General features: G+C 46.8%; 18 protein-coding genes. 2 read left to right on the top strand and 16 right to left on the bottom strand.

All coding sequences use genetic code 11. The features are described 5' to 3' along the window. Window positions 1-114: 114 nt before the first annotated feature. The 16 genes from OX890_RS04760 to OX890_RS04685 form a co-directional block, all read right to left on the bottom strand. Window positions 115-624, bottom strand: coding sequence for a type II secretion system protein (locus OX890_RS04760; RefSeq protein WP_268650161.1), 510 nt, complete (start codon window positions 622-624; stop codon window positions 115-117). 111 nt (window positions 625-735) lie between these two features. Then, a complete protein-coding gene (locus tag OX890_RS04755) occupies window positions 736-1,353 on the bottom strand; it encodes a prepilin-type N-terminal cleavage/methylation domain-containing protein (RefSeq protein WP_071938714.1) in 618 nt (205 codons plus the stop codon). Window positions 1,354-1,428: 75 nt separating this feature from the next. Continuing rightward, window positions 1,429-1,923: an MSHA biogenesis protein MshF gene (locus OX890_RS04750; protein WP_268650160.1), complete on the bottom strand. Its 495-nt coding sequence runs from the start codon at window positions 1,921-1,923 to the stop codon at window positions 1,429-1,431. A 50-nt stretch (window positions 1,924-1,973) separates the two neighbouring features. Next, window positions 1,974-3,194 carry a type II secretion system F family protein gene (locus tag OX890_RS04745; RefSeq protein WP_012586663.1) on the bottom strand — a complete coding sequence of 407 codons (1,221 nt, stop codon included), beginning with the start codon at window positions 3,192-3,194 and terminating at the stop codon, window positions 1,974-1,976. Between the two features lie 2 nt (window positions 3,195-3,196). Further along, window positions 3,197-4,957, bottom strand: a complete 1,761-nt coding sequence (locus tag OX890_RS04740) for a GspE/PulE family protein (RefSeq protein ID WP_115335629.1) — start codon at window positions 4,955-4,957, stop codon at window positions 3,197-3,199. After that, window positions 4,954-6,306: a tetratricopeptide repeat protein gene (locus tag OX890_RS04735; protein WP_268650159.1), complete on the bottom strand. Its 1,353-nt coding sequence runs from the start codon at window positions 6,304-6,306 to the stop codon at window positions 4,954-4,956. The genes OX890_RS04740 and OX890_RS04735 overlap by 4 nt, the downstream gene beginning before the upstream one ends. Continuing rightward, entirely contained in the window at window positions 6,303-7,211 is a 909-nt protein-coding gene (locus OX890_RS04730) for an ExeA family protein (protein WP_011847945.1), read from the bottom strand. The genes OX890_RS04735 and OX890_RS04730 overlap by 4 nt, the downstream gene beginning before the upstream one ends. Window positions 7,212-7,217: 6 nt before the next feature. Continuing rightward, complete coding sequence (gene mshL / locus OX890_RS04725; RefSeq protein WP_268650158.1) at window positions 7,218-8,897, bottom strand: pilus (MSHA type) biogenesis protein MshL; 1,680 nt, start codon at window positions 8,895-8,897, stop codon at window positions 7,218-7,220. Window positions 8,898-8,911: 14 nt separating this feature from the next. Next, the gene (locus OX890_RS04720) at window positions 8,912-9,232 is read right to left on the bottom strand and encodes an MSHA biogenesis protein MshK (protein ID WP_126491071.1); all 321 of its coding nucleotides are present in this window, start codon (window positions 9,230-9,232) and stop codon (window positions 8,912-8,914) included. After that, window positions 9,219-9,869 carry an MSHA biogenesis protein MshJ gene (locus OX890_RS04715; protein WP_126491070.1) on the bottom strand — a complete coding sequence of 217 codons (651 nt, stop codon included), beginning with the start codon at window positions 9,867-9,869 and terminating at the stop codon, window positions 9,219-9,221. Before OX890_RS04715 ends, OX890_RS04720 begins: the two co-directional genes overlap by 14 nt. Next, window positions 9,866-10,468 carry a hypothetical protein gene (locus OX890_RS04710; protein ID WP_012088113.1) on the bottom strand — a complete coding sequence of 201 codons (603 nt, stop codon included), beginning with the start codon at window positions 10,466-10,468 and terminating at the stop codon, window positions 9,866-9,868. Before OX890_RS04710 ends, OX890_RS04715 begins: the two co-directional genes overlap by 4 nt. Next, entirely contained in the window at window positions 10,465-11,343 is an 879-nt protein-coding gene (locus tag OX890_RS04705) for a hypothetical protein (RefSeq protein WP_063883333.1), read from the bottom strand. Before OX890_RS04705 ends, OX890_RS04710 begins: the two co-directional genes overlap by 4 nt. A 245-nt stretch (window positions 11,344-11,588) precedes the next feature. Then, a complete protein-coding gene (gene csrD / locus OX890_RS04700) occupies window positions 11,589-13,532 on the bottom strand; it encodes an RNase E specificity factor CsrD (RefSeq protein ID WP_126491069.1) in 1,944 nt (647 codons plus the stop codon). Between the two features lie 185 nt (window positions 13,533-13,717). Continuing rightward, window positions 13,718-14,962 (bottom strand): malic enzyme-like NAD(P)-binding protein, encoded by a 1,245-nt coding sequence (locus OX890_RS04695; protein ID WP_006083276.1) that lies wholly within the window; start codon window positions 14,960-14,962, stop codon window positions 13,718-13,720. A 536-nt stretch (window positions 14,963-15,498) separates the two neighbouring features. After that, a complete protein-coding gene (gene rpmE / locus OX890_RS04690) occupies window positions 15,499-15,711 on the bottom strand; it encodes a 50S ribosomal protein L31 (RefSeq protein ID WP_006083277.1) in 213 nt (70 codons plus the stop codon). Window positions 15,712-15,892: 181 nt separating this feature from the next. Then, window positions 15,893-16,954, bottom strand: a complete 1,062-nt coding sequence (locus tag OX890_RS04685) for a FimV/HubP family polar landmark protein (RefSeq protein WP_268650157.1) — start codon at window positions 16,952-16,954, stop codon at window positions 15,893-15,895. Window positions 16,955-17,056: 102 nt separating this feature from the next. Between OX890_RS04685 and priA the strand changes: the two genes are divergently transcribed. Both priA and argS read left to right on the top strand, forming a co-directional pair. Beyond that, on the top strand, window positions 17,057-19,252 hold the full coding sequence (gene priA / locus OX890_RS04680; RefSeq protein WP_259560287.1) for a primosomal protein N': 2,196 nt from the start codon (window positions 17,057-17,059) through the stop codon (window positions 19,250-19,252). Window positions 19,253-19,386: 134 nt separating this feature from the next. Next, window positions 19,387-21,132 (top strand): arginine--tRNA ligase, encoded by a 1,746-nt coding sequence (argS, locus tag OX890_RS04675; RefSeq protein WP_006083280.1) that lies wholly within the window; start codon window positions 19,387-19,389, stop codon window positions 21,130-21,132.

The following is a 21,132-nucleotide window of genomic DNA, read 5'->3' as shown; positions in this document are numbered from 1 at the left end:
ACGCAAATAAATGTCGGTAAATTCTTGGCGGACTCATTTCTTTAAAATAATGCAAGAACCGCATTTTACCTAAAAAAAAGGCCTGCTAGGCAGGCCTTTAAGAGTATTAATCAACTAGCATTTCGATGCGTCTGGAATTGCACTATAAGTTGGAGTGCTTGTCGCTGTCGCAGGTGTATAAATCAACACACATGAATCTGGCGCGCCATTTTGCCAAAATGAAACTGTACCGTTATCTGAAAACATAGCCCAATCTTCACCATCAGTAGTAGTGACATTTCCAGTAGCAGGAGCAGCACCCAATGTCTCCATGCTTACTTCTAACGCCGTAGGGAAGTTAGTTTCCGTATCATCCATATAACCAAAAATAGTCGATACTGTATCACCTGCAGCATTTATCGTTACGTCGGTTGCTGTAGTATTTTTATCAACACCAGCGATTGCCGCCTTAGAATAAACTAAAGTATTTGCACCTTGAACCGATGCTTTAAAACCCTCTAATGTCGACACACGAGCATCAGATTGCAGGTTAATAAACTTAGGTGCCGCTGTGACAGCAAGAATACCTAAGATAATGATCACTACGACTAATTCAATTAAGGTAAAACCTTGTTGTCTTTTCATATCAAACTACCTTTCTTTATAAGTGAGTACTCATGTGAGTACTGATTAAGTTAAGTCACTTCTGAACTAAGTTACTTAAAACATGAACAAAATAAAACTGTTAATTACAGCCTATGGCACAAATGGCGTTTGGGTAAAGCTTAGCACTCTACCAGTACCAGGGTTATACACTATCCCTTTCGCACCAGCTGTTGATAAATCCGGTGTAGGAGTCGGTACACCAGTTGTTTGATTTAGCACCAGTGAAGCCACTTGGTGATAAACACATAAATCTAAACCAGCAACGACAGTGCCTGTAATCGAATTAGCGCTACCACCTGCGCCATCAATCACGCGCACGGTATAACGTTGATTACGCGCATCTTGAGTGTAGAGCACATTACGAGGAGCACTCTGCAGCACGGTATTAAATACTTGTTGGCAACTCGCATCCGTCATTGCAGTCACATCCGTCACGGAAGTCCCAGTAGGATAACCAAAACGTGGATCGAGAGAAACTGACGTACCGTCGAGGATCACGCTGCTATTTTGGCGCCCATCAACTTCCCACTGCGAACGTACAAAGCTAACCGCAGTCGATAAACCACCCGCGACACCGTCAACACTGGCGTCTTCAGCATCATCGGTAACATTTAAAAATCGTGGGATCGCGGTTGCAGCGAGTAGCCCTAAAATCACAATCACAATCACAAGCTCTATTAATGAGAAACCTGTTTGCTTAGTTTTCATATATATGCCCCATACTAAAGAAATTTTATTCTAACAGCTAAATCAATTTTAAAAAGCCATTGAGTTAACAATATTTTACGGTGCAGTCAAAAAAATGACCCTGCCAGAGTTCAGTTGATAGCCTAAACTATCGCCATTGTGCGACCGATAGTGACAGCTGTTATCCTTAACTAAGTAATCCGCAACCAGCCCTGCGTTATCCACTTCGGCACCCATAAGTTGCTGCCATAAATCTTGGCAACCTTGGCCGCTTAACTGTTTAGGTTGCGGCCAACCTAAACCATTCACATCAACGACACTTGGCTCAGTTTCCTTGGCGGAATTGTCAAACGCCTCCCAATTCAACTGCATCTGCGGCGGCTTACCTAAAGAAAGCCATTGGGAACGCACCATCACCAGCACATTTAAAAAACGCGCATGATCGACTTCTAATCCACGGGCCGCGATTTGCGGTAGGGTAAAAAAGTACTTAGCTCCAATCACCGCCATGATAACCAACACTAACCCTATGGTTATCATACGCCCATAGATGCGTAATAGATCGCTTTCTGCCTTTTGCTGAGTCTGCATTTAACCTCAGCCCCACACATAAGATAGAAGATAAACATTATCCATATCGATTATTTACCGCCCTTGACCACATTAAGCATATCCCACATGGGCAGGTATATCCCCAAGGCCAACACGAGTACAATCACGGCCACAAAACCGATCAAAATAGGCTCCAATTTAGCGGTGAGGTTCTTTAAATCATAGTCTACTTCGCCCTCATAGAAGTCTGCCGCATCATTGAGTAATTGATCGATTTGCCCCGTCTCTTCACCCACGGCCACCATTTGCAGCACCAGCGGCGTAAATAACTTGCTCTGATTCGATACCCTTAACATAGAGTCGCCAGACTCAATCCCACGGCGCATACCGACTATTTTGTCGTGCATGTAGGCATTATCTACCGCATCAGCCACTAAACTTAGGGCCTGCGTCATCGGCACGCCAGCGCTCAGCATCATAGAGAAACTGCGACAATAACGGGCTAACGTCGAGCGCTCGATAATCGATCCTACGGCGGGGATGTGCAGTTTCCACTTATCCCACTGTTTCTCGCCCTTTTCCGTATGGTGCCAATAACGGATGCCGATAATAGTGCCGATCAGCGCCACCAACATCAGCGCCCAATAATTCACAAACAGATTCGATGTACCAATCAGCACTTTTGTCGCCCAAGGTAAGTCGGCACCAAAGCGGGAAAACATCTCGGCGAACTTAGGGATCACCATGATATTGAGGATCACCATAGCGAGTGCAATCGAAATCAATACAAACATGGGATAACGCATGGCCGATTTAATTCGTCGCCGCGTTTCCTGCTCACGCTCGATATAACCCGACAGCTGAATAAAGGCATCTTCTAACTTACCGGTGTTCTCACCAACGTGCACCATAGAAACAAACAAGGAATCAAACACATCGGGATGTTGATTCATGGATGATGACAAGGGGCGCCCTGCGGTGAGCTGCTCAGAAATATCGTTAAGCGCATCTTTCATGCGCTGGGAATGCGCGGTTTCAGACAAGCCCGCAATCGCCCGCAAAATCGGGATGCCAGAACGAGTCAGAGAATACATTTGCCGAGTAAAAATCTGTAATTCTTCTAACGCGACTTTACCGCCAAACAGCTGGGTCAGTGAGAATGACTTAACCACTTTAGCGACTTTGACTTCGAGGGGAATAATTCCCCGCGCCAATAGCATGTCAGCGGCAGCACTTTCCGACGCAGCATCCAATTGCCCCGTAACAGACTGACCTTGACCACTGCGTCCACGGTATTGATAAATCGGCATAATTACGCCTCAACGCCTTGTTGGCTAATAATATCCTTCGACAAAGGTATCTGAGATTCACTCACGTCCTCTACCAGCTTAGCCACCTCTTCAATGGTCGTCATGCCTTCGCTCAAATATTGCAACGCTGACTCGGCGAGCGGGGTAAAGTTAGGGCTCTGCAACGCGGCTCTGGCGAAATCCTGCGGATTACCGGTACGCATCGCATCGATCATCTTTTCGTCGAGCTCGAGGATCTCAAAAATACCAATACGGCCACGATAACCACTGCCGTTACAACTCTGGCAACCGGTACCGATTCTAAAGTTTGCATGGGTAAAATCTTTGCGACTCACACTACTCAGCCAAGCTTTTTCCTGCGGTGTCGGCTGATACTCAACGCCACAGTTATGGCAAACACGGCGCACTAAACGCTGGGCAATAATCACCCTTAAGGCACTGGCAACTAAATAACTCGCAGCGCCCATATCGAGCAAACGCAGTGCACTGGTGACCGCATCGTTAGTGTGCAAAGTCGATAACACAAAGTGACCCGTTAATGCGCCCCTCAGACCAATCTCAACAGTTTCTTGATCACGCATTTCCCCGACCATGATGATATCGGGGTCTTGACGCAAGGTGGTGCGCAATACGTTGGAAAAGTTCAAGCCAATCTTATGGTTAACTTGTACTTGGTTTATCCGTGGCAATTGATACTCGACCGGATCTTCAACCGTGATGATCTTACGGTCGGCGGTATTGAGCTCGCTCAAAATACCGTACAAAGTAGTGGTTTTACCGCTACCCGTGGGACCAGTGACCAACAACATGCCGTGGGGGCGTTTAATCTGTTTACGAATACGCGCCAAAATAGCAGGCGGCATACCGGTTTCGTTTAGGGTCAATAAACCCGCCGATTGGTCGAGTAAACGCATTACCACAGATTCACCGTGGTAAATCGGCATGGTCGACATACGCACATCGATATGATGACCTTTGATTTCCATATGAAAACGGCCATCCTGCGGCAAACGTTTTTCAGAAATATCGAGTCCTGCCATCAACTTAAGTCGCAATACTAAAGCCGCGGCAATATTAACTTCATTCAGAATCGTTTCGTGTAACTGACCATCGATACGCTGGCGAATACGTAGGGCTTTATCACCGGGTTCGATATGGATATCCGAGGCGCGCATTTGCACCGCATCCTCAAAAATCGACTGCAGCAGCTTAACCACTGTGGTTTCATTGTCACTGTCGCCAGAAGTCAGGCTGGCTAAATCGAACATCTCATCGGCGGCGTATTCTTCTTCGAGCTTACCGGCGATCTGAGCAATTTGATCTGTACGGCGATATAAGTTATCAAACGCTTGCAGCAGTTGCTGCTCGGGCGCTACCGCTAACTTCAAACGCTTAGGTGCGATAAGCATTTCGAGGTGATCGAGCGCCTGCAAATCGGCAGGATCACTCATTGCAACCAGTACGCTATCGCCCCTGTCTTCAACCGCTAAAGCGCGGAAACGTCGAGCTTGCACCTCAGGAATAAGATGCACGACTTCCGCTGGGATTGGCATTTTACTGATATCAAGCAAAGGCACATTCAATTGTTGCGACAAGAACTGCAGCAACTGATGCTCAGTAATCGATTGCAAATCAATGAGGGTACGGCCCAGTTTTTTGCCCGTATTACGCTGCTCGCCTAACGCCTGTTGCAACTGCGCTTCGGTAATAATGGCTTCTTGAACTAACAGATCGCCCAAACGCATTTTTAATCTGGGTTTCATTGGCTATCTCCTAGCTGAGTCAAACGTTGTTCGATAAAGGCACTCGCCTGCGCCGATAAGCCTCTGTGGCCTAATGCAGTCCGATAGGCTTGGCGTGCTTGGGAGAATTGCAGCTGCGAATCAAGCGCATAAGCTAGTCCCATCCACCATTTAGCCTGTTGGGGTTCTTGTTGTAATAACTGCCTGTAGGCTTGTTCCGAAACGGAAAACTGCCCTAGCTTTTGCGCCAGATCCGATTGTGCCATCCACTTTTGTCTCGCCAGCGGATGTGTATCAGGTATGTTGGCTAACGTCGCTAATGCGAGATCAGCCTGACCAGCGGCTTGCTGAACCCGAGCGAGCAATAAGGCAAAGTCTAATTGCTGCGGGAATAACAGCATACCTTGCTGCAACACTTCGCTGGCTTTGGCTAATTGACCTTGACCATAATGCAGCGCAGCCAATTGCTTGCGCGCTTCGTGCATACTGGGTCCAAGCGCCAAGGTTTGCTCATAGTAACTAATGGCATCTTTGAGCTTGCCATCCCTTTCGGCCTCGCTCGCTAACGTAAACCGCTTCTTTGCCAGCTGCTTTGGCGTTAACTTCACCTCAGTAATCGCCATTTGCCCTTGTTCTTTGGGCGCGAGTTGATGAGTGCCTGCATCAGCTTTAACTTCTTGTACGTTAAGCCCATTACTCGCGTTACCTTCATTATCGGCGGCCACACTGGCCCGCTCCGACATCATTAACGCAGAGGGCGCTGCTACAGTGACCTCGGCGCTACGCACGCTCGATGTCGCACTATTTGGCTGCGAGTGGCTTGGCTCGCTTACCGTATCGACCTTGTTATCTGCGAGTACAAGGCTCACGTCTGCTTGTGGTTTTTGTTGTGGTTGCGACTGAGACTGAGCTTGTTGCTCATGCTCAGCTTCTTTTGCGGTTCCTAATTCTGGTGCCTGACTCGATGCCCCTTCGGTGGCACTTGGTTCAAACTCTTCACTATTCGCTGTCATCACTGCCGCAATCTTCTGCGCAGTCGCAAGCTTCAAGGGTTCAGCAGCGGCATCGACGTTAGGTGAAGACTCTTTTGAGACAAGACTCTCCATCCGCACAGGCTCAGTTTTAGCGGTAAATCTATGTTGTTCATACACTTGAGCTGAAGCTGTCGCTTCTGCAGGCTTTGCCATGAAAAATTGCCAGCCATAAACCGCGCCGCCACCGAGTAGCAGTGACACACCACAGAGTAGCAGCCAATGAGATGATGAACGCCTGCGAGCTAAATATTGCACCTGCGGCTGAGCCACATTGCTGAGTTCATGTCCCTGCTGACGTTTGTCGAGATCCTGCAACATCTTGTTGATCACGCTCATACAACACTCCTCAAAACGTGTTGTAATCCCAAACCGAACACCACAGTTATCAGAGTGAAAAAAGGCAGCCATTTCCACGACAATAATCGGCGCACGCTCGCATCTTCAGTGTCTTGAATCGCCGCTTTAACGTGGGAGGTTTGCACACGCGTAGCACCCTCGCCGAAACTCAGTAACAAGGCTTTGTGGGCAAGAATATTGATCAATCTGGGGATCCCTCGGGACGCATAGGCAATTTGACGTGTTTCCCGTGATGTAAAGAGTGGTTCGCCCGCACGCCCTGCTATGGCTAATCTGTGACGAATATAAGCATCGGTTTCATCCCATGTCAGTGGGCGAAGGTTGTAGCTAAAAGTAATACGTTGTCTTAATTGCCTGAATTCTTGGCGTTTAAGCCTTTCATCAAGCTCAGGTTGCCCAAATAACACCACCTGCAATAATTTTCGCGTCTCGGTTTCGAGATTAGTGAATAACCGCAACGCTTCTAGACTGTCGTCCGGCAATGCCTGCGCTTCATCGAGCACTAATACGATGGCGTGACCATGGGCGCTCAACGCTAAAAGCTGCTGCTGGATAAGCCCAGTGAGCTGCTGCTGATCGATATTGCTGGCGTATTTAAGGCCTAACTCACTCGCCACCGCCCAGCGTAACTCTGCAGGCGTGAGGTAAGGATTGGGCAGATAGGCACAATGGAACTTAGTCGGTAATTCATTGATAAGCTTGCGGCAAATCAGAGTTTTACCTGTCCCCACCTCCCCTGTCACCTTGATAAAACCTTCACCCGTTTGTAGCGCAGTTTGCAACACTTGCAAGGCTTCTACGTGTGGCGATAGGCCGAAAAAAAATCCGGTATTGGGTGTCAATGAAAATGGGGCTTGGTTTAAGCCAAAATGCTTCTGATACATAGAAGCTTACTTTGTCTCCGGATACCAACGATCTAATAAGGTCTTAGAACGTTGTAGCTCAGTTTTCCAGGTATCGACGCCAACTACCGTAGGTTTTAACAGAATAATCAGCTCAGTTTTCTTCTTTTGCTTGCTGCGGTTTTTAAACAATTCCCCGAGGAAAGGAATATCACCCAACAAAGGCACTTGCGAGACGACTTCGGTATTTTCGCTCTTCATCAAGCCACCTATGATGACTACGTCACCGGAAGCGGCGCGGATAACGGTATCAGACTCGCGAATTTCACTCTGCGCTAAAGGTAGCTCCAACGAAGCATCACTCACTTTGATATCTTTAGTCTGCTCTTTCACATCGATAACGGATGGATGCACGTGCAATAACACATTGCCGTCACTATCAATTTGCGGCGTGACATCTAAGGCAATACCTGAGAAAAACGGCGTAAGCTCGACTTGTGGAGTGGTCACAGGCGTTGCGCCCGCTACTGTGGTCGATGAAACGTCGGTGACAAAGTACTCATCAGTACCGACTTTAATCACCGCTTTTTGGTTATTCGATGCAGTCACCCTTGGGCTAGACAATACATCCACATCGCCTTGGGTATCTAACAGATTGATCATGGTCGTAAAGTCTGAGCCTTTAATGCTCAGCGAGGTCACGCCACCAATCGCCGAGGTGATTTTATCGCTTAAACCAGGGCCTTTCGAAGTCCCAAAATTCACATTCGTATTGCCAACATGACCAAGCACATTCTCCCATTGGATGCCCTGCTGATAGCCATCAGATAATGTGACTTCGATGATCTTAGCCTCCAAGATCACTTGGCGCTGCAGATGACTCTCGGCGGAATTTAAGAAAGTGCGAACTTGGCGTAATTCACTTGGGAAAGCACGAATGGTCACTAAACCCGCCTGCGGCGTGACCACCACTTGCCGCCCATTTCCTGTGTCACCAATAATCGCCGTCAACGTTTCTTTCAGCTCGCCCCAAAAATCAGTCTTAGTGCGCGAGCGGATAAATGTGCCGTTACTGCTATCGCTGCTACCATTGCTGCTGGAGTTATTACCATTACTGCTGTTGGAGCTGTTATTACTCGAACCACTATTATTTGAGTTGTTATTGCTCGAATTACTATTGGAATTATTGCTATCGGAAATGCGCCCAGAACTCACTGAGGTCACTGATAAGCCGTCGCGCTCCATATAAAGATAATTCAGCGGGAAAGTCTCAGTACGCATTCCAGCGGGGAACACTCTTAGAATACGCCCTTCACGGCTCACTTCGTAACCGTAGATATCTTCAACCACTTGAATCGCTTCGCTTAAAGTTACACCTTTAAGGGATAACGAAATCGTACCTTGCACATCGGGATGCACGGCAACACTCAGCGGCGTACCTTGGACTAAGCTTGGAAAAAATACTTTGGCATCCACATCATGGGCAGAGACATCAAAACGACGCTCAGTTTCCAGCGCAGGGGTTAAGCCTGACAGTAAAGCGCCCGAATTCAATTCTCGCTGAACCGCATCCGGCATAGTCGCAGGCGGTGGCGTCGTTGATGCCGTCGCCGTCGCCATTGAGGCCGCTAATTCCGCCTTACTCGCCTCCGGCTGTGGCCTGTTTGTGGTCTGACACGCCACAAGGCAAAGTGAGAGCAGAGGTGTAAAGTATTTAATCGCTTTCATCTGAGGTGTATTCCCTATCTCTCTGTTATTGCTTGAAACAATGTCAATTTCCGTCCATCGGACAGCGACACATAAGTGGGGGTGATCTTGACGATACTCTGCCCCTCAATGCTGTCGCCAACCGACAATATCTTGTTATTTATCACAGCATAAGCCGTGTTGCCTGAACTCACTATGCTGTTAAGTACCATTGCCTGAGCCTGCACTTGACTCGCATGACCTACCACTGCAAAACCTTTACCGGGCAAGGTAGGGTCACGCAGTGATTCAGCAGACACCATAGGGCTGCTGAACAATAACAACACACTGATAATATGAGACTTATTTAGAGACACTGATAAAGTCCTTATTAATGCTCAAGGTATAAAGTTCAATCTCTACTGTCGCTTGGGGATATTCTGCGACTTTATAGTCGAGACGCTTCCAATAAAGTTTATCAGGCATGGCCTCAACGGCTTCCACAAAGCGCAGCACAGAGAAATAATCGCCCTCTAAGCTCATACGAATACCATGGCTATACAGATTGAGTTTCTTCTCGTCACCCACAGCTAACAGGGGAATGGGCGCTATCGACATAAACTTAATTAATTTAATCCCTTGCACTTGTCCCAGTAAATTACCCAGCAGCTGTGGCATATAGTCTGCCGGCACCATATCCACCATCTGCTCATTGAGCTGGGCATCTAAAGCTTGATTTTGTTGCTCTAATAATACTAAACGCTGTTGGTAATCTTGATTGGGATCCAAGGCTAAACGTTGCTGATACAAGTCAACCTGCTGGGCCGAAATCGCGTTTTCTTGCTCTAAAGCTTTTAACTGTTGTGACAACGCCACATGGGTTTTCCACAGGGACTCTAAGGGTAAATAGCTCAGCATGCCGACCACAGCCAGAATGGCGACTGAGATCAACACTCGCTCTCGGCGACTTAACGCATCAAACTGTTGTCCTATTTGGGCTAACTTTTGCTTCATTGCGCGGTCTCCTCCTTGTTATCGCTCTTCAAGGTAAAGGCCAAAGGTTTATCTTCACCGCGATCCATGCTCATCGACGAGAAAGCTTGCCCCTTTAAAGTCTGCGTAGTCTTAAGTTTGCCAATCCACTGCGGAATGCTTTGGGGATGGTCGGCAAAACCTTCGAACATAAAATCTTGCTCATTAATGACGATATGACTAAGCCACACGCTAGCATCCGACACGACCGCTAAATCTTTAAGTACAGGCGCAAAACCTCGGCTGGTTAGAGAGGCCCTAAGGCTCAATTCACCCATGAGTAACTGCTTAAGCTCTAACTGTTGTGCCGCTAAATCGACTCGCGCAACAAGATCGGCATCGGGTTTACGCGCGGCAATTTGTGCTTCTAATGCCTGTTTTTGGGTATCGAATTGCAACTTTTGCTGGGCAGCCAATTGCTGAGCCTGTTGCAGCTCACTGACTTGCCAGTAGCTATAACCGCCTAAAGCCGCAAATAGGACCAAAAATCCCGCAGCATAAGCCCCCAAACGTGCAAAGGTTAATCTTTGCTTCGGCGGAAGTAAGGAAGGAGTGTAGAGATTGACTCGGTATTTAATCACTCAGCACCTCTGGAAAATTCGGCGAAGGCTAATCCCGCCATTCGCGCGCCAACACAGCTTTTATCGATAACATTCACAGCTTGATTAAAGTTTGCCGACACTAGCTTAGCTAAAGTATCCACGGCGCCATCGGCAAGGAGCTCAATAGAAGATACCGGAGCTTGCCTTAACTGGCTTTCAAAGTAATCCATAGAGCGCTGAATTTCTAAACTTAAATTGTCTGCCATGCCATAAGTTAACTCATCGGCTTGGGTCTTATCCAGCTGAGCAAATCCGCGCACACGCCGCTGCATATACAGCTGACCTTGCTTAACCACAGTCAATAACAACTCTTGCCCTGGAATATGGCTGACCACCAGACGAGCTTGGTTGTCATCACCAAATAAGTTGGTCATGGCTAACTCTTCGATACTGATACCGATAAGTTGTAAATTTTGTTCATGAATGACCTGTACCATACTCACGAGTTTAGCTTTATCGACCACCACCACATTGATTTTATTACTGGGAATGGGTGACTCGAAATAGTCTAAATGGATTTGCGGCACAGGTAGCGTAACCATGTCTTTAATTGACCACAGCAAGGCTTGGGATAATTCGACAGTATCGACATTGGGTTTATCGGTCAGCAGTAATTGATAAAGCCCTGAAGCCAAAATCAGTTGTAACTGGGCATTAGGGAAGGATTTAGCGACGGCAGCAAACGCCGATGACCAGTGTTCATCTTTAAGCTCAAACGGTAACCACTGCTCAGCACTATCTCCTTGAGCAGGTGCGTAAACCCATAATTTATCGGCACAAACATAGACGCCAAGGCTAGTCGGATCCGTTCTTTTTTGCCAAAAGGCGAGTCGACCTATAAGACTTTTTTCCATAAAGATGCCTGTAACCAACTGAATTTAAAAGCGTGAGTAGTCTCTTATGCTTAAACTTCCTGTTACTCCACTCTCCAGTGTTCCTTGCCCTATGAGCTGCTGTATACCTAATTTAAACGGCAAACGTCATTATTTTGGCACTGAATAGTTTAGCTGCTAATACTCGTATTTTATAGATAAATACGTGAATAATAGGATCTATTTGTCTCTAAGACGACATTAGTCACCCAAATACCGCACTTGCCTTACTTAGCTTCAATGGGTTCACTGAAATACATTCCCTGCGCTGCGCCAACGCCGAGGATTTGCAGTGTCTGCCATTCTTCGAAGACTTCAATCCCTTCGGCACAAACTTGCACTTCCGTTCGATACAAACCGCCAATCAAGCTACGGATGAATAATTGGTTTTCTGGGCGTAAATGAATATGCCGCACAATCGATCTATGTAGCTTAATTAAATCAAAATGACATTCACGGATATAGTAAGTGCCAACGACCTGCTGGCCCACATGATCGACGCATAATCTCGCGCCCATTTTACGGATCATATCTAATTTAGGCTGCAACTTTTCTTGATGCTGAATCACGATATCTTCCGACACTTCGAAAATCAGTCGTGTGGTCAAATGACGATATTCTAACAGCGTCGTTTTTAGCCATTGGGTAAAAGCTCGACTCATGAGCGAATCCAAACTCAGATTAATACTGTATATCTGTGGCGCTGATTTTTTATTTGTTTGAGCATTCGACACGCCGTCCGCTAATTCATTCGACAGTAACAATAATACCCGCTCAATAATTTGCCGTTCGACTTGCGGCATTAAACCACATTTATTCGCCATTGGAATAAACAGTGTGGCACGAATTAACGCTCCTTGATTATCCCGCGCCCGAGTAAATATCTCTTTATGGTGCTCATTACCATCTGAATCAATTATCGGCTGGCTAAAGGGGAAGAATCGCCTTTGCACTAACGCGTTTTCTAAAAAGCTACGCCAACGCACCGAGCCTTTAGCAAACTCTTCATCAATCGCGCCTTTGTCGTACATAAACCAATTACTGTTACCCTGTAATTGTGCCGCCCTCAAAGCCATATCGGCTTCTTCAATTAACTGCGCCGCATTGTCGCCTGCGGTAAAATAAGCGCATCCGAGGTGGAAAAAGTTATCGCTATTCTCGACTTCGGGTAAAGGCTGGCTCAAACATATCTTAAGTAACTTACTGGCAAATTGGTCGGCTTCAATTAACGAGATTTGCGGCACGACTATGGCAAATTGATTGTGGGAACGACGGGCAAAAATACTGTTGGCTTGAGTTTGCAGCAATTGGCTTATCGCGTTAACTGTTGAGTTTAATAACTCTTTGGTTACCGCTTCACCTTGGGATTGCTGCAGTAAATCCAGATCATCCATCTCTAATAAATAAATCACCCCATGGGCGAGCATCGCCTGATTATGGCTAAGGGCGTCGAGACGGTTATTTAAGAAAAGTCGATTACCAATGCGCGTTTCCGCATCGAGAAAGGTATTAGAACGAATGAATTTGTCAAAACGACCGCGTTCTTTTTGTGCGTCTTGTAATTCTTCTAACAACTTGGTCAAAGCGCGGTTAATCAGCCTTGGCTTGCCATTTCCGGGAGCCGCGAGTGCTTGCTCGTGCTTACCTTGCAGAATCAATCGACTGCGTAAGGCTAATTCTTCAATGCCATCCAATTGCTGGGAAAACCATAAATAGCCAAAACGCACTAAGGCAGCCACAGCTAACACACCGACCAACAGGATCAAGATTTCATACCAACTAAAAGTGTAATGATCGAAGGGTTGGGTCAAGGTCAGCTGCATACGCAGACCAGATTTTGGATCTAACACATGGTCATACACCATGGCATTTTGCGTAGTGAGATTGCCTTCATAGGCAAAGATCACTTCATCTTTCAAGGTCAGCCGAAAATCAACAGCATTGTAGGCGAGCAGCATGGGCGGCAGCCAAGCTTCCAAATCCCAATCGGGTTGGTGTTGATATTGGTCCACTAACATAGTTTCGAGTTCGGCGACTTTCTGCTGCTGAAATTTATAGGTCAGCTGCACGAAACTCATCATAGCGCTCAGCAAAAATACGAAGGCAATAGCGGCTAATGACATTAACCAAAAGCTGGTTAATTTTGTAGTTAACATTCGGGTGAATTTCATCTATCCGCTATCCTGCAGGATTATTATAATTATTTGTGCGATTTTAACAGGAGTACAACAAAGTTGTCCGTTGATTATTCAGTAGCATAACCTAAAAGGCAACCAAGACGCTGTGACTTTAATGTCCACTTAAAAACAAAAAAGAGGCTAATTAGCCTCTTTTCGATGTTTTTACCACTTCTAGCCTAGTCGGCGTATTTAGGTAAAGTAGGGATAGCAGCGACACCAGAGTCGATAGCCGCCTGTGCAACCGCACGGGCAACATTAGGCAATAAACGTGGGTCCATAGGTTTTGGCAGCACGTATTCAGGGCCAAAACTCAGTGAAGTCACATTAGGATAAGCCTTTAATACACTCGCAGGCACAGGCTCTTTTGCCAGTGCAGCAATGGCATGAACCGCGGCGATTTTCATCTCATCATTAATGCATGACGCACGCACATCCAAGGCACCACGGAAAATAAACGGGAAACACAATACGTTATTCACTTGGTTTGGATAATCGCTGCGACCGGTACCCATGATCAAATCGCTACGCGTTGCGTGAGCCAGTGCCGGTTTGATTTCAGGATCTGGGTTAGAACAAGCAAAAATCACCGGCTTATCAGCCATCAGCGCAACTTCTTCTGCACCAATCACGTCAGGACCTGATAGGCCTAAAAACACGTCTGCGCCTTTAATAACATCAAGAAGCGTGCGTTTATCGGTATCATTCGCAAATAGCGCTTTATATTCATTAAGATCCGTACGGCCAGAATGAATAACACCTTTAGTGTCTAGCATATAAATGTTAGCGCGATTCGCACCACATTTGACCAGCATAGTCATACAAGCAATGGCAGCAGCACCGGCGCCCATACACACAAACGTTGCATCGCTGATCAACTTGCCTTGAATTTCCAGCGCATTAATCATACCCGCCGCAGTCACAATTGCGGTGCCGTGCTGATCGTCATGGAATACCGGTACTTTACAACGGGCAATCAATTCACGTTCGATAACAAAGCATTCGGGCGCTTTAATATCTTCAAGATTGATACCACCAAAAGTGTCAGCAATCGCTGCAACTGTATTGATAAATTCTTCAGGCGTATTGTGGGTGATCTCAATATCTGTCGAATCGATATTTGCAAAATGCTTGAACAATAATGCTTTGCCTTCCATCACAGGTTTAGAAGCCAAGGGGCCTAAATTGCCTAAACCTAAGATCGCCGTACCATTAGTAATCACGGCAACCGTATTACCTTTATTGGTATAACGATACGCATTATCAGGATTAGCCGCGATTTCACGCACAGGCTCAGCCACACCAGGGCTATAAGCTAGGGCGAGATCGTGACTCGTTTCGGCAGGTTTGGTAAGGCAAACTGCGGTTTTGCCTGGTATTGGAAATTCATGATAATCGAGTGCTTGTTGACGAATATCTGACATTTTAAAATCCTGAAATGCGACATTTATAATTTATGAGAGTAAGGCCTACCAACACACATCTAGTCTCACCAAAGGGTGATGTTAACAGTCTGGCTGGTCGGGGTAAGATACGCCAATAAGGGGAATTTTTAAATAAGAGATTCAGAAATTTCACTTTAGCCTGCAAATAGACCCTCTAAGCTTAGTTTTATAAACTTATCTCCTATAATAAAGCTACATTTCTTAATATATTTTGTAGGAAACAAACATATATTTTGTAGTTATAGCGCTAGTTGTAGCGCGTTAATCTCAAAAATGTTGGTTAAATTACAATATATAGCGGCTAGCATATTTATCTTATAGTTAATTGCTATAAATAAGTCGAATTACATACTTGAACTCGCAATACGCAATAAGTTGACGATTAATTGAGTGAAGTCGTACCAGATGGGGGATTTAACATAAGTATTAAGATAGGCGTAAATAAAGCGGTTCGGCAAATGATAGAAAGCAAAAAGGCGCCATAGGCGCCTTTTCTAGAAACATTGCAATCGCAATTATTTCTTTGCAAGCACTGCGAAGCGCTTGTTGAATTTGTCGATACGACCGCCGGTATCAACAACTTTTTGTGTACCAGTGTAGAATGGGTGACATGCACCACATACGTCTAAATGCAGATCTTTACCAGCAGTAGAGTTTACTTTGATAACGTTACCACAAGTACAGTTTGCAGTGATGATAGCGTATTTTGGGTGGATACCTGGTTTCATTGGGGTTACCTCAAAAGTGTAAGGCCATGTCGCTCTTCCAACCCGTAGTCGGACACCACATGCATGTTAATAACAATATGTTTAGGGCGCAGAATGGTACAGCATACCCACAAGGGATACAAGTAGATTATCTGAGCGTTTGACGGTTATTCTGCGTCTATTTTGACTTTAGTTCGCCGCTTCATTTCCCCGCCTCTTTAGCTTCAAACATCGCCTGCGCCTCTTTGGCGTTAGCATGCTGTGCCAAAATCATTTTTGAAGGACAGGACAGAGCCGCATTACTCTTGAGTGCGTTGATTTTATTTTTTGAGAATGCTGCTGGATTCGCCTCGTAGATCGCCAGCATAGCGCCATAAACACTCACGTCCCAATCGTTGGCATAGCGATTCGCAATACGCCACAAGGTCTCACCTGTAAGATAAGTTAACTGACAATTTTCAGGTGTCTGCGAAGCTGTTGGGGACGTTTCAGTGGCATTAGCTTTGAGTTCGCTATTTGTTGACTTAACTGTTTCAGTGGCCACTATTCTAGACATAACAGTCTCAGGCACTACATTTTCAGCAGGCGTTGTTTTAACAGCTACAGGTTCAGAGATTTTAACGACAGGCTTTACCTCAGCAACCTGTGTATTTTGCTCATTCGCTGCTTCAGGGAATTTAAAACCAGTCACGACTTCAGGCGCTGGCACTGTGGGCTTAGTATTTACATGAGTATCGACATGAGTATTTGCAGCCGCGATAACCGCCGTCGCAGGCTTAGCCTCCACCACTGGCGTGGATTCAGCGGCCACTTTTACAGGCTGAGCATTCACTTTATCCGCACGCTTTTGCACCAGCGCTGTCGTCGTATTTTTACTGCCCGATGCCGCTTTTACGGTTAGCGTGGCCAATGTTGGCTTAGCCTCACCAAATAGATTGATACTTTTGACCTCATACCATCGGTCGAGTCGATACTCCCTCACTAAGAGTTTAGCCTTGTCATCTTTTACATCTTCAACACCCGTAAGCAAAACTAAAAAGCGATTAAGCGCCTCAACCATTAACTTTTCTTCGCTGCCGGCTTGCTGCACTACAAACTCTAAGCGCGACATGTCTTGATTGTCCGCAATCACATTCACCCTGAGTTTAGGATAACCACCTAACTCAAACATGCGGCTGTTAACGCTCACATGGGAGACTTGAGCCATGCTCTGTGCGCTACACACTAACGCGAGTAGACCTAATGATTTCACTATATTAGCCATTTATTTACTCTCAACTATCCTTGGTAAACCATCATTAGGGCTAGCCCTAGCCAGCCGCGCTGAGTACACTAAACCACATTCTTGCCTAAGACTTGCCTGCATATGTCATTGTTTGTCGAAGTTGCGTTACCTGTGCCTATGCGGCAAACCTTTAGCTACCGCGTACCCGAAACTTATCCTAGTACACCGCAGATAGGCGTGCGCGTTAAAGTCCCCTTCGGTCGTCAACAATTAATCGGATTAGTCACAGGTATCACAGATACGTGCAGCTTAGCGCCTAAGCAGATTAAGTCTGTGCTTGAGTTTATCGACGATAAACCTTTGTTGCCTGAATCACTTTATAAATTAACCCTTTGGGCCGCGAGATACTATTTTTGCAGCCAAGGGCAGATGCTAACCCAAGCCTTACCAGTGGCCCTTCGCAAAGGGCTCGATGCCGCGCCGCAAAAGATCCAATTCTGGCAATTAACTGAGATAGGCCAAAATATTGCGCCAGAAGCGGTTAAGCGAGCACCCGCACAGAAAAAATTACTCGAGTTACTCAAACCCGCCAGCTTAACCCAAGAAGAAGTGATCAGCTTAGATATCAGTAAAGCGGCACTGAAAGCCCTAGAAGATAAAGGCTGGGTGGCGCGCCACGAAAAAATCGCCGAGCTTAACCTCGACTGGCGCACCACACTCGAAATGGACGAAACGCCACATAAACTCAATAAAGAACAAGCCGTCGCCGTTGCCACTTTAAATCTGCAACAAGGGTATCACTGTACTTTATTAGAAGGCATTACCGGTTCGGGTAAAACTGAAGTCTATTTGGCGGTGCTCGAGGAAATCCTCAAGCAAGGCAAGCAAGCGTTAATTTTAGTGCCTGAAATCGGCTTGACGCCCCAGACAATCAATCGCTTTAAGCGCCGTTTTAAAGTCAATGTCGCCATATTGCACTCAGGGTTAACCGACAATCAAAGACTCGAAGCTTGGCGCCAAGCCCGCTGCGGTCAGGCCGCCATCATTATCGGCACCCGCTCGGCCTTGTTCACGCCGATGGCCTATCCCGGCATCATCATACTCGATGAAGAACACGACAGTAGCTTCAAGCAACAGGAAGGTGTCGGTTATCACGCCCGCGACTTGGCAGTCATGCGTGGCCATTTAGAATCAATTCCTGTGATATTGGGCACGGCAACCCCCTCACTCGAAAGTCTACAAAATGCCTTAAGTGGCCGTTACCATCATTTGCAATTGGGTGAGCGCGCTGGCTCGGCTAAAAAAGTGCGCCAAGGGATTATCGACATTAAAAATATGCCGTTAAAAGCAGGAATGTCGGTGCCGCTGCTGAACGAAATCCGTCTGCATTTAGACGCAGGCAACCAAGTATTACTGTTTCTCAATCGCCGCGGCTTCGCACCAGCCCTGCTTTGTCACGAGTGTGGGCACTTACACGAGTGCGACCGCTGCGACGCGTTTTTCACAGTTCATCAATCCCTTGGTGAAATTTGCTGCCACCATTGTGGCAATCAATATGCCATCCCTAAGCAATGCCACAAATGCGGTAGCACTATGCTGATGGGCCAAGGTATAGGCACAGAGCAACTCGCCGAGGCACTGCAACTGGAGTTTCCGAAACATCCAGTAGTGCGCATCGACCGCGATACCACTCGCTTGAAAGGCTCACTAGAAACCCACTTAAACGCAATTCATAAGGGCGAATATAAAATCCTCGTCGGCACGCAAATGCTGGCTAAGGGTCATCACTTCCCTGATGTGACGCTTGTTGGGCTACTCGATGTCGATGGCGCCTTATTTAGCGCCGACTTTCGCGCGCCCGAGCGTTTTGGGCAGCTCTATACCCAAGTCGCCGGTCGTGCGGGCCGTGCCAGTAAACCCGGCACGGTATTATTGCAAACTCACCAGAGCGACAATCCCATTTTGCGGGATTTACTGCACCGCGGTTATGGCGAGTTTGCTCGCAGCCAGTTAAAAGAACGTCAACAAGCACTGCTGCCGCCAGCATGGCACATGGTGTTGGTGCGCGCCGAAGCCCATTTAGCCAGTGATGCCGATAACTTTCTCAACGCCTTCGCCGCGCTTTTGCCGCAAGATAAAGAATTTGAGGTAATTGGTCCTATGCCAGCGCCCTTAGATAAAAAAGCCGGCAAGTTCCGTCGCCAACTGCTATTCCAAGCTAAAAACCGCAACCGTCTGCAGCAAGAGTTTGAACGTATTCATCCGCTTGTAGAGCAGCTTATCGAAGCCAAGCGCTGCCGATGGAGCTTAGACAGAGATCCGCAGGATCTCCTCTGAGTAGCGTATTTGATAAGTATTTAAGCGCCATTTGATAAAAAATCATCGGGAAGATAGCAATTGTTAACCACAAACGGCTAAAATATGCGGTTATTCCCTGTATTCACTCTTAAAGTTAGTGCCGATTAGAACCCATGAAATCACATATCCAATCATTACTTGAACAAACTCTAGAATCCTTTAAACAACAAGGTATTGTGCCTGCTGACTTTGAAGCGCGCATTCAGGTAGATCGAACCAAGGATAAGAGTCATGGCGACTTGGCAACCAACTTAGCCATGATGCTGACTAAGGTCGCAGGCAAGAATCCACGCGAATTAGCCCAACTGATCATCGACACCTTACCAGCTTCGGCTTATGTGGCTAAGGTTGAGATCGCAGGTCCTGGCTTTATCAACTTTTTTATCAACGACAGCGCCTTAGCGGATCAACTGCAAAATGCCGTCAACGATGAGCATTTAGGTATCAAGTTACCGACACCGCAAACCGTTGTTGTCGATTACTCTTCGCCAAACCTCGCCAAAGAAATGCACGTAGGTCACCTACGTTCAACCATCATTGGTGACAGTGTGGTACGTGCGCTGGAATTTTTAGGCCACAAAGTCATTCGTCAAAATCATGTGGGCGACTGGGGGACACAATTTGGTATGTTGCTGGCCTATATGGAAGAGCTACGCGCCAAAAACGGTGAGAAAGCGCAACTTGAACTGTCTGATTTAGAAAACTTTTACCGCGCTGCCAAACTGCGCTTCGACGAATCGGCAGAGTTTGCGACCCGCGCTCGTCAATTAGTGGTTGAGTTGCAATCTGGCGACGAATACTGCAACAAATTGTGGCGCGAATTTAACGACATTTCGTTGAGCCACTGCCATGAAGTCTACGCCCGTTTAGGTGTGAGCCTGACCCGCGCCGACGTGCACGGTGAAAGTGCCTATAACGCCGATCTAGAACAAGTAGTTAAAGATTTAGATGCCCAAGGTTTATTAACCGAAAGCAACGGCGCCAAAGTTGTGTTCCAAGAAGCCTTCCGCAATAAAGAAGGTGAGCCACTGCCAGTGATCATCCAAAAAGCTGATGGCGGCTACTTGTATGCCACCTCAGATCTTGCGGCAATGCGCTACCGTTCGAACGTGTTAAAAGCCGATCGTGTACTGTATTTTGTTGACCTACGTCAGGCGCTGCATTTCCAACAAGTCTTCAGCCTAGCCAAGCTGGCTAAATTTGTTCGTGAAGATATGTCATTGGAACACTTAGGTTTTGGCACGATGAACGGCGAAGATGGCCGTCCATTCAAAACCCGTAGCGGCGGCGTCGTTAAGTTAGTCGACCTGTTAGAAGAAGCCAACGTGCGCGCACTTGAACTCGTTCGCAGCAAAAATCCAGATATGGATGAAGTCACGCTGACTGAAATCGCTCGCGTCGTTGGGATCAGTGCCGTTAAATATGCTGACTTGTCGAAAAACCGTACCAGCGATTACATATTCAGCTTCGAACAAATGCTCAGCTTCGAAGGCAATACCGCACCTTACCTGCTGTACGCATACACCCGTGTTGCAGGCATCTTCAAGCGTGTAACCGATCTGGATCTCAGCCAAGCGAAAATCGTGCTTGAGCATGAAAAAGAGAAAGACCTCGGTAACAAGTTAGCGCAGTTCGGTGAGATCCTCAGTCGCGTTGTCGATAAAGGTCAACCGCACGTACTGTGTGCTTACCTGTATGAATTAGCGGGAGCTTTCTCAAGTTTCTACGAAGCGTGCCCCGTACTTGCTGCTGATAACGACGCGCAAAAGAACAGCCGTTTATTACTCGCACAGCTGACGGCTCGTACGTTACAAAAAGGCCTAAATCTACTCGGTATCGAAACCTTAGAGCGGATGTAA

This window comes from Shewanella sp. DAU305 (assembly GCF_026802235.1).
Lineage (GTDB): Bacteria > Pseudomonadota > Gammaproteobacteria > Enterobacterales > Shewanellaceae > Shewanella > Shewanella baltica.
The sequence above is the reverse complement of the archived record's forward strand: the minus strand, read 5'-3'. Positions and strand labels throughout refer to the sequence as shown.

Coding starts and splice junctions, on each gene's coding strand:
- OX890_RS04760 (WP_268650161.1), bottom strand. CDS start 624: ATGAAAAGACAACAAGGTTTTACCTTAATTGAATTAGTCGTAGTGATC.
- OX890_RS04755 (WP_071938714.1), bottom strand. CDS start 1,353: ATGAAAACTAAGCAAACAGGTTTCTCATTAATAGAGCTTGTGATTGTG.
- OX890_RS04750 (WP_268650160.1), bottom strand. CDS start 1,923: ATGCAGACTCAGCAAAAGGCAGAAAGCGATCTATTACGCATCTATGGG.
- OX890_RS04745 (WP_012586663.1), bottom strand. CDS start 3,194: ATGCCGATTTATCAATACCGTGGACGCAGTGGTCAAGGTCAGTCTGTT.
- OX890_RS04740 (WP_115335629.1), bottom strand. CDS start 4,957: ATGAAACCCAGATTAAAAATGCGTTTGGGCGATCTGTTAGTTCAAGAA.
- OX890_RS04735 (WP_268650159.1), bottom strand. CDS start 6,306: ATGAGCGTGATCAACAAGATGTTGCAGGATCTCGACAAACGTCAGCAG.
- OX890_RS04730 (WP_011847945.1), bottom strand. CDS start 7,211: ATGTATCAGAAGCATTTTGGCTTAAACCAAGCCCCATTTTCATTGACA.
- mshL (WP_268650158.1), bottom strand. CDS start 8,897: ATGAAAGCGATTAAATACTTTACACCTCTGCTCTCACTTTGCCTTGTG.
- OX890_RS04715 (WP_126491070.1), bottom strand. CDS start 9,869: ATGAAGCAAAAGTTAGCCCAAATAGGACAACAGTTTGATGCGTTAAGT.
- OX890_RS04705 (WP_063883333.1), bottom strand. CDS start 11,343: ATGGAAAAAAGTCTTATAGGTCGACTCGCCTTTTGGCAAAAAAGAACG.
- csrD (WP_126491069.1), bottom strand. CDS start 13,532: ATGAAATTCACCCGAATGTTAACTACAAAATTAACCAGCTTTTGGTTA.
- OX890_RS04695 (WP_006083276.1), bottom strand. CDS start 14,962: ATGTCAGATATTCGTCAACAAGCACTCGATTATCATGAATTTCCAATA.
- rpmE (WP_006083277.1), bottom strand. CDS start 15,711: ATGAAACCAGGTATCCACCCAAAATACGCTATCATCACTGCAAACTGT.
- OX890_RS04685 (WP_268650157.1), bottom strand. CDS start 16,954: ATGGCTAATATAGTGAAATCATTAGGTCTACTCGCGTTAGTGTGTAGC.
- priA (WP_259560287.1), top strand. CDS start 17,057: ATGTCATTGTTTGTCGAAGTTGCGTTACCTGTGCCTATGCGGCAAACC.
- argS (WP_006083280.1), top strand. CDS start 19,387: ATGAAATCACATATCCAATCATTACTTGAACAAACTCTAGAATCCTTT.